Annotated in this window: 8 protein-coding genes; 7 read left to right on the top strand and 1 reads right to left on the bottom strand. The window is 65.5% G+C overall.

The window, feature by feature from the left end; translation table 11 throughout:
- Nucleotides 1–24 precede the first annotated feature (24 nt).
- Nucleotides 25–2,847 carry a TonB-dependent receptor gene (locus tag D2V17_RS17765; RefSeq protein WP_119594450.1) on the bottom strand — a complete coding sequence of 941 codons (2,823 nt, stop codon included), beginning with the start codon at nucleotides 2,845–2,847 and terminating at the stop codon, nucleotides 25–27.
- 343 nt (nucleotides 2,848–3,190) lie between these two features.
- Between D2V17_RS17765 and D2V17_RS17770 the strand changes: the two genes are divergently transcribed.
- The 7 genes from D2V17_RS17770 to D2V17_RS17800 all read left to right on the top strand — a co-directional run bounded on the left by D2V17_RS17770 (nucleotide 3,191) and on the right by D2V17_RS17800 (nucleotide 12,315).
- Nucleotides 3,191–3,871, top strand: a complete 681-nt coding sequence (locus D2V17_RS17770; protein ID WP_245978788.1) for a SapC family protein — start codon at nucleotides 3,191–3,193, stop codon at nucleotides 3,869–3,871.
- Nucleotides 3,871–4,878 carry a cupin-like domain-containing protein gene (locus tag D2V17_RS17775; RefSeq protein ID WP_119594452.1) on the top strand — a complete coding sequence of 336 codons (1,008 nt, stop codon included), beginning with the start codon at nucleotides 3,871–3,873 and terminating at the stop codon, nucleotides 4,876–4,878. Before D2V17_RS17770 ends, D2V17_RS17775 begins: the two co-directional genes overlap by 1 nt.
- A gap of 231 nt (nucleotides 4,879–5,109) precedes the next feature.
- Entirely contained in the window at nucleotides 5,110–6,021 is a 912-nt protein-coding gene (locus D2V17_RS17780; RefSeq protein WP_245978789.1) for an alpha/beta hydrolase, read from the top strand.
- A gap of 30 nt (nucleotides 6,022–6,051) precedes the next feature.
- Complete coding sequence (locus tag D2V17_RS17785) at nucleotides 6,052–6,738, top strand: acetylxylan esterase (protein ID WP_119594456.1); 687 nt, start codon at nucleotides 6,052–6,054, stop codon at nucleotides 6,736–6,738.
- An 8-nt stretch (nucleotides 6,739–6,746) separates the two neighbouring features.
- Nucleotides 6,747–8,204 carry a family 43 glycosylhydrolase gene (locus tag D2V17_RS17790; protein WP_119594458.1) on the top strand — a complete coding sequence of 486 codons (1,458 nt, stop codon included), beginning with the start codon at nucleotides 6,747–6,749 and terminating at the stop codon, nucleotides 8,202–8,204.
- 40 nt (nucleotides 8,205–8,244) lie between these two features.
- Entirely contained in the window at nucleotides 8,245–10,767 is a 2,523-nt protein-coding gene (locus D2V17_RS17795) for a glycoside hydrolase family 9 protein (RefSeq protein ID WP_245978790.1), read from the top strand.
- 147 nt (nucleotides 10,768–10,914) lie between these two features.
- The gene (locus tag D2V17_RS17800) at nucleotides 10,915–12,315 is read left to right on the top strand and encodes a sugar porter family MFS transporter (protein ID WP_119594565.1); all 1,401 of its coding nucleotides are present in this window, start codon (nucleotides 10,915–10,917) and stop codon (nucleotides 12,313–12,315) included.
- The last annotated feature ends 73 nt before the right edge of the window (nucleotides 12,316–12,388 follow it).

Raw genomic sequence — 12,388 nt, forward strand, 5'->3', positions numbered from 1 at the left:
GCGCCCCGCACCAGTGGGAGACTATCAGTAACGGAAGCGCACCCCCAGCGAGTAGCGCCGACCGTAGTCGAACACGTCGAGCAGCTGGTTCGAATACCGACCATGCGTGCTCTGCTGGTTACCGTTCACGTTCAGCACCTCGGCGAAGACGCTGAAGGCATCGTTGATGTCGTAGCTCGAGGTCAGATCGATCTGGAAGCTCTCGTCAACGAAGGTCGGCTCGGAGCCGAAGGCGCCGGTGTTCTGGTTCTGACCGAACCCGGCCAGATACTCGTCACGCCAGTTGAGCGCGGCGCGGATCTGGAAACCGTTCTTGTCATAGAAGCCGACGAAGTTGGCCGAGTTGGCAAGCCCCGTCACCGCAAAGCCGGTCTGCGAGATATCGCTATCGTCGTAGGGCCGGTTGGTGTCGACGAAGGTGGCATTGGCCTGGAAGCCGAAGCCGCTGTCGCCGAACACGTGCTGCAGCGCGACTTCGACGCCCTTCACCGTCGCCTCGGGCCCGTTGATCTGCTGGGTGACCGAGAACACCGCCGGCTGGCCGGTGGTCGGGTCGATCACGCCGTTGATCCCCTGCCGCGTCACGCCGCCAACGATGAAGTTGGACACGTTCTTGAGGAAGGCGTTCACAGCAAAATAGGAGTTCCGCTGATAATACCATTCCACCGCCAGGTCGAAGTTGTCGGCCAGGTACGGCTTGAGCGCCGGGTTGCCGCCCGATGCGCTGAGCGCACCCACACGCTGCCCGGTGCCGACGTTGAGCTGCGGATAAAGCAGGCCAAGGCTCGGCCGGGTGATGGTGCGCGAGGCGCTGAAGCGGGCCTGCAACTCGGGAGTGATCTCCAGACGGGTATCGAGGCTCGGCAGCAGGTAGTTGTAGGTCGCCGTCCCGGTCAGCGGTTGCGGATCGGAGAGCACGATGGTCAGCAGGGTCGGATCGGCCGTGCTGGTCGTGATCGAGAGCGGCACCCGGCCGTTACCGTTGGCAGCAATCTTGGTGTGCTCGTTGCGCATACCCGCCGATACGTGGAACGGCATGCCGCCGATCTCGGTATCGAAGCTGGTCCGGAAGTACAGCGCCCAAGTCTGCTCCTGAATATCGCGAATCGATCCCGAATCCAGCGCCTCGGTGAACTGGCCGGTAAAGGCCGTGCCGCAACATTCGGTATTATACCCAGGGATAGTGGTGGTCTGCGGATTGCCGAGGCCGCTCAGATAGGCCTGATATGCCTCCGGGCTGAACAGGAAGATCGACGGAGGCAGATTGCCTTCGAAGCCCGGAATAAAGTCGTTGAGACTGATCGACCCTTCGTAAAGCGAGCCCGGCAGCGGATTGATGCCGGAACCCTGACCCGACGGGCCACCATATCCGGCATAGGCCTGCCAGAAGTTATTGGCGAAGGTGTTGTAGTTCGCGAAGTTGAACTTGTCCTCATAGTACTGGCCGCCGAACTGGACCGTGAGGTTGTCCTGCTCCCACTTGCCGCCAGCACGCACCTGCCACAGTTCGTCGCGGTTGCGCTGGGTCTGGTTGACCGTCACGTGCGAGCCGATCAGGCTGGTATCGGCCCAGCTGCCCGCAACTCCGGCAGGGCCGAAGTTCGTGATCGACGGGAAGGCCCCGCTGCTGTCGCCAGTGACCTGGAAACGGACCGGCGCACCGAGCGCGCCGCCATAGCCGATGTCGGCATTGAGGCTGCCAATCACACCGCCCGGATTGAGCTTGCTCAGCGCATAGGCACCGTCCAGTTCGAAGCTGAGGTTGTCGCTCGCTTCCAGCTCGATGTTGAGGCCGGTCTGGTTGGTTTCGAGGATCTGGCGGTTCAGCGCCGAGGTGAAGTCGGTCGGCGTGCCAGCCTGCACGAAGTCGACTACCGTGCCATTCTCGTCGAGCGTGACATCGCGCAGCGAACCCTGGTTGAACCACATGCCGAAGGCATAGTTGTTCGAGGTCACTTCCTGCCGCGAGTAGTTGTTGTCGAGCGTGACCATCGAGCCTTCGGACGGCTTCCACTGCAACGCCAGACGCGCATCGATGCGCTCGTCTTCCACGCGCTGCTGCTCGGCACCGTACTGCTGCGGGAACCAGCCCGGGATGCTCCGCAGGTCGGAAGCCGGGATCGGCGGCGTGTCCGGATCGCTGTCCTCGACGCGCGGATTACAGCTCGTGGCCGTGCTGCCAGCGAGCTGACACGGCGCAAAGGTGTTGCCCGGCCAGCCGCTCACATAGACGCGGTTGGTGTCGGTCTTGCGCTGCGTATAGATGAAGTCGGCCAGCACGCCGAACGTGTCGCCGAAGGTGTTGCTGACCAGCAGGCCTGCAGTCGGCGCGATCTCGCCCGAACGGTCCTGAATCGACCCCGAAGCCGTCACCGCGGCGCGGAAGCCGGGACGGTCGAACGGATTGGGGAACTGAATGTCGACCGTCGCACCGATCGACGAGGACGACAGCGAAACGTCAGGCGTCTTCATCACGGCGAGAGCGCCGATGAAGTCCACGCCCACGGTCGAGAAGTCGATCTGGCGGCCGCCCGTGGCCGTCGAAATGCGGCGGCCATCGTACAGCGTGGTGTTGAAGTCGCCGCCGAAGCCGCGAACGGTGATGCCGGTGGCTTCGCCGCGCGCACCGCTGCGCTGGATCGACACACCCGGCAGGCGCTGCAGCGAAGCAGCCACGTTCGAATCGGGGAACTTGCCGATGTCTTCCGAGGAAATCACGTCGACCACGCCCGACGCGTCGCGCTTTTCATCAAGGTTGCGCTGAAGCGAGCCACGCAGGCCCGTCACGACGATGGTGTCGCTCGCTCCGTCACGGCTGTCCTGAGCAAGCGCGGGAGCCGCGCACATCAGGGCCAGGGCACTCGTCGCGCATCCAAGCACGATCTTGTTACCGCTACCATTTTTACGGAAACGAGGACCAATAGCGATCACTTTCATTTCAAATCATCCCCTCATAACGTCGCTCTACGGCGTTTCTGAAACCTGGCCAGCCCTGAGCTTATGCTCGCGGCCTATCGCATCTAGGTCGGATAACCATATAACCATTATTGGCAAATGCAACATTTGTCGGAGTTAATTTTCCTGCTACTTGTGCATTGCGCGACGAAAGTGCGATTTCCGTGCAACACTACCCCTCGCCGGACACGAAGAAAAGTCGGCGCACGGCAGGGTAAAGAGGAGAATTGGGACGGTGGGTGATCTGGTATTCCTGGAAGCACAAGGCCACGCTGGTCTGCGCGTAAACACGGCGAATGCATCTGGCCGACACTTCGTCCAGCTGGTGGTGAGCGAATTCCCCCAGGCCGCTTGCGAATACCCGATTCTGTTCACCAAGCACCCGGAGACCGGAGCCTTTTATCCGGGCGCGGTGATGGGGCTGGAAGCGGGCCGAAATCTCTATGCGCACGAGGGTGCGCTGCCCGGATACCGCCCCGCCGATCTGGTGCGGCAGGGCTTCTATGTGGTGGACGATCGCATCGCCATCGATCCCGAGGATCCCGTCTTCTCCGGCGGCGACCAGCCCCTGTTCGACGACCGCGGCGAGCCCACTCACACGCTGCGCCTGATCCAGCAGGCCATGCAACAGCTCGCGCAGGGTTTGCAGGAGACCAGCGCCGTGCTCGACCGATTCGTCGAACACCGCCTGCTCGAACCGATCGATATTGCGCTCGACTTCGATGATGGCTCGCACCTGCGCCTCGACGGGCTCTATTCGGTCAGTCTCGATGCGCTGCACGCGCTCGACGATGATGCGGCGCTGGCGCTGTTCCGGCACGGCGATCTGCAACTCGCCTACCTGCAGTCGGCCTCGGTCCGCCACATCAGGAACCTCGCGCGTCGGCGCAACGAGCAACTCTTCGCCGCCGCCTGATGCCCGCTCCGGCGAGCCTTCCCGGCCGCGAATCGCTGGCCAGCCCGGAGGCCTTTCGGGCCGAGGTGATGCAGCAATGCCAGCCGCGCCTGCTCCCCGGAGCGGTGCGCGACTGGCCGCTGCTAACCGAAGGCGGCGAAGGCGTGCTCGCCCAATTGCGCCGCCACGACAGCGGGCGCACCGCCGAGATGTTTGTCGGCCGTGCCGAGATCGGGCAGCGCTATTACTACGACGACGACCTCACGCAGTTCAATTTCGCCCGCGAGACGGTGACGCTCGCCCAGGCGCTCGACCGCATGGAGGCGACGGCCGGTGTGGAAGGGGCCGATACGCTCTATCTCGGCTCGCTCCCGGCGGAGAATCACTTCCCCGCAATGGTGAGCCAGGTGCGCACCCCATTTGTGCCGCCGACAGTGCTGCCGCGTTTCTGGATCGGCCACGGCTCGCAGGTGGCCTGCCATTATGACGCGCTGGACAATGTCGCTTGCGTCGCCATGGGGCGGCGGCGCTTCACGCTTTACCCGCCCGAGGCGATTGCCGACCTCTATGTCGGGCCGATCGACTTCACGATGGCCGGGCAACCCGTTGGCCTTGCCGTCGATTCGCAGCGGGGCGATCCGCGCTATCCGCGCTTCGAGGCGATCCGCGACCGGGCGCTGGTGTTCGAGCTGGAACCGGGCGACGCGCTCTATGTGCCCAAGCTGTGGTGGCACAAGGTGGAAGCGCTCGATTCGCTGAACGTGCTGGTCAACTTCTGGTGGGACGGTTTTTCGCCAGCGGCAGACCCGCCCTATGCCGCGCTGCTGCTGTCGATGATTGCCATTGCCGAACGTCCGGCGGGCGAGCGCGCCGCGTGGAAGGCCTATTTCGACCATTACGTGTTTCGCCCGGAGGGCCATCCGCTGGCATTCCTCCCCGAGGAGAAGCGCGGCCTGCTGGGATCTCTGGCCGAGGGCGCCTATCAACGCATCCGCATGGCGGCGATGCGGATGCTGCGCGGGCAGTAACGCAGGCGACGACCGCCCTCTTACTCCTACAATAAAAAACCGATTTTCCGTTGGATATCAGCCTTCCACGCTGAAGACACGTGTTTTCGGCCTGTTGCAGACTGCCCTGCCAGCAATTCTGTGTTGCCCTCTCAACAAATGTAGGATTAATAATAGATAGCGCTACCAACGATTGTGAGGCCACCGAGATGGCCCATGCGATGCCACGAGGCGCAGAGAGAGGAAATTGCCATGAACTACCGCTCAATCCTGCTTGCCGCCGCCCTTGCCACCGCCAGCTTTTCCGCCTCGGCGCAGGACGATGTGATGCGCCCGATTGCGACACCGGCGCAGCCCACCGCGATTGCTCTCAACACCGGCCCGCTGCCCGGCGCGACGGTCAGCGAATCGTGGCACCAGCAATATGGCAGCCAGTTCGCGCGCAACGTCACCGAGGCCACGCTCACCCCCTTCCTGCCCGATCCCGCCAAGGCCACCGGCACTGCCGTGGTGGTGACGCCGGGCGGCGGCTTCCGCTCGCTGTCGATGGAAAACGAAGGCTGGGACGTCGCCCGCGCGCTGGCCGAACGGGGCGTCGCCGCCTTCGTGCTCAAGTACCGGCTCAACCAGACCCCCGCCGATCTCGAAGAATTCGCCCGCCCCGCACCGATGCCGACCGGCAGGCAAGCCCCCGGCCGCGCCTCGCCGGCCGAGATGGCGCGCTCGATCGCACCGATGATCGCTGACGCAGAGGCCGCCTTCGCGCTGATTCGCTCGCGCGCGGCGGAATGGCATGTCGACCCCGACCGCATCGGCATGCTCGGCTTCTCGGCCGGCGCCATGCTGACCATGGCCACCGAAGCCGCCGGAGAAAAGGCCAACCCGGCATTCCTCGGTGACATCTATGGCCCGATGGCGGCCACCGAAGTCGCGCCCGACGCGCCGCCGCTGTTCGTGGCCATCGCCGCCGACGACCCGGTGATCGCTGCCGCCGACTTCGGCCTCGTCAGGAGCTGGCAGGAAGCGGGCCGCCCGGTCGAATTCCATTACTACGAGCAGGGCGGCCACGGCTTCGGGATGTACCCGAAGACCACCACCAGCACCGGCTGGTTCGAGGCCTTCGCCAGCTGGCTCACCATGCATGGCTTCATGGCCGCGCAATAGCCCGCCCAGCAACGATCCAAGGATATTGTGATGATCACGAAATGGACCGCCGCCAGCATTGTGACTACCGCGCTGGCGCTGTGGGCGGTGAACGCCGATGCGCGCGAACCCGGCCAGTATCCGCCGCTGAGCGACTACTTCAGCGCCGCCACGGCAGCTCCGACCACGCCCGATGCCGATGGCTTCATCACCCGCTGGCTGCTGCTCGAACCGATCAGCAAGCCCAACCCGACCAACACCGTGTTTACCCGCAGCTATGTGCGCGAGGAACTGACGCCCGCGACCTATCCCGGCGATTTCACCGCAGTGCCGCGCGACGGACAGCGCGTGAACGGCCTGCGCTGGCATGCGCTCGATTCGCGTCTGTGGGACGTAAAGCTGTTCAACTTCGCCCAGGCGCTCGACAAGCCGAAGTATGGCGTCCTTTTCTGGGCGGTCACGGTGATCGACGTGCCCGAGGAGATGGACGGGGTGCGCCTCGCCGTGGGCTCCAACTCGGCCTCGCGCTGGTGGTTCAACGGTGAGGAAGTGGCGGGGCTCTATGACGACCGGCGCATGGTGATGGACGATGTCCTGTCCGACCGGCTGACCCTGAAGGCGGGGCGCAACGTCATTCGCGGCGCGATCATCAACGGCCCCGGCCTGAGCGACTTCTGCCTGCGCTTCCTCGATGCGGACGGCCAGCCGATCCGCAATCTTGCCATCGACATCAAGTGAGGCCCGCCATGCTCAAGCACACCTTGCTCGCCAGACTTCCGCTTGCCCCCGTGGCCGCCTCGCTGCTGGCCTTCGCTGCCCCAGCCTCCGCGCAGCTCGCCGGCGACGTGTTTATTCACGATCCCTCCACGCTCACCTATTCGGACGGCAGGTGGTACACCTTCGGCACCCGTGGCGGCGGCCTGAGTTCGGAAGACGGCTGGACTTGGGAAGACGGCGCGGTGCGCCCCGGTGGCGGAGTCGCGCCCGACACCATCAAGATCGGCGACCGTTATTATGTGTCCTGGGCCGTGGGCGGTGGCGGCATGTCGGGCGGCCATGCCAGCGACGTGAAGATGATGTGGACGAAATCGCTCGATCCCAATTCGCCCGACTTCGCATTCCACGAGATCGGCACCGTCGCCTCCAGCGACGGCTACGAGAACCACGACGCCATCGACCCCGCCTTCCTCTATCAGGACGGGCGCCTGTGGCTGAGCTACGGCACCTATTTCGGCTCGATCCGCATCATCGAACTCGATCCCGCCACCGGCCTGCGCGTCGCGGGCAACGAGCCGGTCGAGATCGCCATCGACATGGAGGCGACCGCGCTGATGTACCGCGACGGCTGGTACTATCTCCTCGGCACCCACGGCACCTGCTGCGACGGGCCGAACTCGACCTACAACATCCGCGTCGGGCGCTCGCGTTCGCCGACCGGGCCTTATCTCGACAACATGGGCCAGCCGCTGCTGCGCGGGGGCGGCAAGCTGGTGGCCGCGTCGCATGACCGGATGATCGGCGCTGGGCACTTCGGCCTGATCGACCTCGGCGACGACATCCAGAAGTTCTCGCTCCACTACGAGGCCGATATGGAGCGCTCGGGCCGCAGCGTGCTGGCGATTGAGCCGCTGCTGTGGCGCGACGGCTGGCCTGTGGCGGGCGAGAATGTCCGCCCCGGCACCTATCAGATTCAGTCGCAGCGCAGCGGCAACACGCTGCAATTGCAGACCGACTTCGTGCGCATCCCCTTCGATGCCCGCCGCAGCTTTATGGCGGGGCCGGACGATCCGATTGTCACGGTGCCCGCCCAGACGCTGCCTGATGTCGAAGCCGGATGGCCGGACGGGCCGGTGCGGGTGGACCTGTCGGCCTATATGGTGCGGCCCAACCAGCACTGGACGATCACGCCCGCGCCCGAGGCAGGCGGCTGGTTCGGCGCGCCGTTCTACCGCATTACGGTCGAGGGCACCGGGCGCGCGCTGGCCGCCACCGACGACCGCGAGATCGCTGCCGTGCCCGCCGATGCGAGCGATGACAGCCAGCTGTGGCGGATCGACCAGCTGATCGACGGCACCTACCGCATCACGCCCAAACGCTATGCCGATGAGGGGCTGGCGATGGTCGCCATCGGCACCAGCACCCCATCGCTCGTGCCGTTCGACGCGGGCAGCGATGCCGGGCGCTGGCAGTTCAAGCTGCCCTAGCAGCATTCACCAGAGCGCATTGGCGCAACGGAGCAAAGAGATGACCGGATACAGGGGCCTGCTGCTGGCAGGAGCCGCCATGTTTATGGCGGCGGCAGGGCCAGCGCTGCACGCACAGGAAAGCGACCGAGCCACGCTCGAACTGAACAACGCTGAGTACTTTGCCGCCGACGGGGCCGAGGTGCTGGTGTTCTCGAACTGGTACGACGGGCTGTTCGCCGATTCCAAGATCAGCGGGGTCGAGATCATCCAGCACGGCGAGCGCCTTGCCACCAACGGCGATGTGCGCCTCTCGGCAACGCCAGGCCAATGGGATCCGATCGGGCGTATGGTCGAGCGTGTGGTCGACCGCGCCTCGGGCAAGGTCACGGTGACGCTCGAATATCCGGACTATGGCTTCACCTACCGGATCGAGGCCCAGCGCGCGGGCCAGAGCATTACCCTTACCGTGGTGCTCGATCAGCCGCTGCCCGAGGCACTGGCGGGCAAGGCCGGGCTGAACCTTGAGTTCCTGCCCTCCAGCTATTTCCGGCAGAGCTACTTTGCCGACGGGGTGCCGGGTGCCTTCCCCCGCTCCCCGGCGGGCGAGATGGTCACAACGCCGGAACGCAACGCCGCCAGCGGGCGCGACTTCGGCCCCGGTGCCGAGCCGCTGCCGATGGCCCGCGCGCGCGATCTGGTGCTCGCACCCGAAGACCCCGCCGCGAGGGTCCGGATCGCGGCGCGCGAGGGCGAACTGGCGCTCTACGACGGGCGCAATCAGGCGCAGAACGGTTGGTTCGTGGTGCGCGGGCTGATCCCCACCGGGCGCACCGGGCGGGTGGTCGAATGGACGCTCACCCCCGGTGTCACGCCGGGCTGGCGGCGCGCGCCGGTGATCGGCCATTCGCAGCTCGGCTATGTGCCGCAGCAGGCCAAGCGTGCTGTGATCGAACTCGATCGCGCCGACACCGGCGGTGGCGAGGCGCAACTGCTGCGCATCGCGCCCGATGGCTCAGAAAGCGTAGTGCTGACAGGCACGCCCGAGAACTGGGGCGACTATCTGCGCTATTCCTATGCCGTGTTCGATTTCAGCGATGTGCGCGAACCGGGCCTCTATGCGCTCGCCTATCGCGGCCAGCGCACCGCCCCGTTCCGCATCGCCACGGACGTTTACGCGCAGGCATGGCATCCGGGGATGGACGTCTACATGCCGGTGCAGATGGACCATATGCTGGTGAACGAGGCCTACCGCGTCTGGCACGGCGATTCGCATCGCGACGATGCGCGGCAGGCCCCGCTCAATCACGAGCATATCGACCTCTACCGGCAGGGCCCCACCACCGACACGCGCTTCGCGCCGGGCGAGCATATCCCCGGCCTCAACGTCGGCGGCTGGCTCGACGCGGGCGACTTCGATATCCGCACCCCGACGCAATATGCCGTGGTGCGCGAGCTGGCCCATATCTGGGACGAGTTCCGCCCCACCCGCGACCAGACGCTGGTCGATCACCAGTTACGCCGGGTCGAGATGCATGTGCCCGATGGCCAGCCCGACATTCAGCAGCAGATCGCCCACGGGGTGCTCTATCTCGCCTCGATGTACGACGCGGTCGGCCATGCCATTCACGGCGTGGTCGAGCCCGACGTGGCGCAATATACCCACCTCGGCGATGCCGCCTCCAAGACCGATGGCCTGCTATACGATCCCTCGCTGGCCTTCGGCGAGCGCACCGCCACCCACAGCGGCACGCCCGACGACCGCTGGGCCTTCACCTCGCGCGCCTCGGCGCTCGACTATGGCTCGGCCGCCGCGCTGGCGGCGGGCGCGCGGGCATTGAAGGGCTATGACGATGCGCTGTCTGCCAAGGCGCTGGCGCTGGCCGAGCAGGTCTGGGCGGAAGAGCAGTCGCGCCCGCCCTTCACCTTCAGCCATGGCAACACCACCGGCGGCTGGCTGGTGGGCGAGCAATTCGATGCCGCCGCCGAATTGCTGATCACGACGGGCAAACCGGAGTATGCGCAAAGCCTCGCCGCCCTGTGGCCACAGGTGAAGCCGCGCGCCATGTTCTCGCTGCGCACGGCGCTGGCCGCGATGCCGCACATGCCCGCCTCTTTCCGCGCCGAGGTCGAGGCGGTTGCGCGCGAAGTGGCCACGCGGAGCGAGCCGTTCACCGGGGCCAACCCCTACGGTGTGCCCATCACCACGGGCGGCTGGGCGGGCAACGGCTCGATTATCGAGATGGGCCTCACCGCCTATGCGATCCACACGGCCTTCCCCGAGCTGACCGACGCAAGCGAGGTGTTCCGCGCGCTCGACTATCTCCACGGCACGCACCCGGCTTCCAACCTGTCGTTCGTGTCCGGGGTCGGCGCGCACTCGAAGGAGGTCGCCTATGGCAGCAACCGGGCCGATTTCTCGTTCATTCCCGGCGGCGTGGTGCCCGGTGTGCTGATCATCAAGCCGGACTATCCCGAGAATCAGGAGAACTGGCCGTTCTTCTGGGGCGAGAACGAATATGTGGTCAACATGACGCCGAGCTACGTCGCCCTCGTTCACGCGGCCAACGCGCTGGCGCAATGAGCTGTTGCCGGAAACGCCAGCCACGCTAACCTTTCCGACAGGCACCTGGGTCCGGCTTCACATCTGCTATTGCCGCATAAACCAAGTTAGGTCATAGGTAGCGCTACCATAACGCGGGCAGACAGCCGCATGGGAGGGATCGAGGATATGGAAACGACAAGGCAAGGCGTCAACATGGCGCTTATCAGCGCGATCGTCGCGGTGGCGACGATCGGCGGGCTGCTGTTCGGTTATGACAGCGGCGCGGTCAACGGCACGCAAGGCGGGCTGACCGCCGAGTTCGGGCTCAGCGATGCCGAGCTGGGCTTTACCGTCGGCGTGCTGCTGATCGGTTGCGCGGTGGGCGCGTTCTTCGCGGGCCGACTGGCCGATGCCATCGGACGGCGTACCGTGATGATCATGGCCGCCGCGCTGTTCGTGGTCGGCGCGCTGATTCAGGGTGTCACCGAAACGCACGCGGTGTTCGTGCTGGCGCGCTTTGCCGGTGGTCTTGCCGTGGGTGCGGCCTCGGTGCTCTCGCCGCTCTACATCTCCGAGGTGGCCCCCGCCAATATCCGCGGGCGGCTGACCACGGTGCAGCAGGTGATGATCATTTCGGGCCTCACCGGGGCTTTCGTGGTCAACTACTTCCTCGCCCAGGCGGCGGGCAGCTCGCTGGGCGAGATCGGCGGCACGCTGGCATGGCGCTGGATGTACCTCGCGCAGGCAGCGCCGGCGGTGATCTTCCTCATCTCGTTGCTGTTCATCCCCGAAAGCCCGCGTTACCTCGTTTCGAAGAAGCGCGATGAAGAGGCGCACAAGGTGCTCACCCGGCTGTTCGGCAGCGAGGAAGCGACGCGCAAGGTCGCCGACATCCGCCGCACGTTCTCCGACGATCACCGCCCGCGCCTGCGCGACGTGACCGCACCGGGCACCGTGTTCCGTCCCATTGTCTGGGCCGGGATCATGCTGGCGACGTTCCAGCAGTTCGTCGGCATCAACATCATCTTCTACTATGGCGAGACGCTGTGGAAGCTGGCCGGGATCTCCGAAGAGGTGGCGCTGGAGCGCAACATCCTGTCCGGCGTGGTCTCGATTGCCGCCGTGATCGCGGCATTGCTGGTGATCGACAAGATCGGGCGCAAGCCGCTGCTCATCATCGGCTCCACCGGCATGACCGTCACGCTGGCCGCGCTGACCTGGGCTTTCAGCGGCGCGGCCACCGATGCGGCGGGCAACCTCGCGCTTGGCCCCACCGCCGGGTGGACGGCGCTGGTCGCGGCGAACCTCTACGTGGTGTTCTTCAATTTCAGTTGGGGCCCGGTGATGTGGGTGATGCTGGGCGAGATGTTCCCCAACCAGATGCGCGGCTCGGCGCTGGCCGTCGCCGGTCTGGCGCAGTGGGGCGCGAACTACCTCGTGGTCCAGAGCTTCCCCTCGATGGCGAGCGGGCTGGGCCTTGCCACCGTCTATGCGCTTTACACCGTGGCGGCGCTGATCAGCATCTTCCTGGTGAAGAAGCTCATCACCGAAACCAAGGGCAAGGAGCTGGAGGACATGGTCGGCTGATCCTCAGCCCACCATTGGCCGCACATACAAAAAGGGCCGTGGCAGCGCAGGTTGCCACGGCCCTTTTCGTAGG

Origin of the sequence: Aurantiacibacter xanthus, from assembly GCF_003584015.1 — a bacterium.
In the GTDB taxonomy this organism is placed as follows: domain Bacteria; phylum Pseudomonadota; class Alphaproteobacteria; order Sphingomonadales; family Sphingomonadaceae; genus Alteraurantiacibacter; species Alteraurantiacibacter xanthus.

Coding starts and splice junctions, on each gene's coding strand:
- D2V17_RS17765 (WP_119594450.1), bottom strand. CDS start 2,847: ATGTGCGCGGCTCCCGCGCTTGCTCAGGACAGCCGTGACGGAGCGAGC.
- D2V17_RS17775 (WP_119594452.1), top strand. CDS start 3,871: ATGCCCGCTCCGGCGAGCCTTCCCGGCCGCGAATCGCTGGCCAGCCCG.
- D2V17_RS17780 (WP_245978789.1), top strand. CDS start 5,110: ATGAACTACCGCTCAATCCTGCTTGCCGCCGCCCTTGCCACCGCCAGC.
- D2V17_RS17785 (WP_119594456.1), top strand. CDS start 6,052: ATGATCACGAAATGGACCGCCGCCAGCATTGTGACTACCGCGCTGGCG.
- D2V17_RS17790 (WP_119594458.1), top strand. CDS start 6,747: ATGCTCAAGCACACCTTGCTCGCCAGACTTCCGCTTGCCCCCGTGGCC.
- D2V17_RS17795 (WP_245978790.1), top strand. CDS start 8,245: ATGACCGGATACAGGGGCCTGCTGCTGGCAGGAGCCGCCATGTTTATG.
- D2V17_RS17800 (WP_119594565.1), top strand. CDS start 10,915: ATGGAAACGACAAGGCAAGGCGTCAACATGGCGCTTATCAGCGCGATC.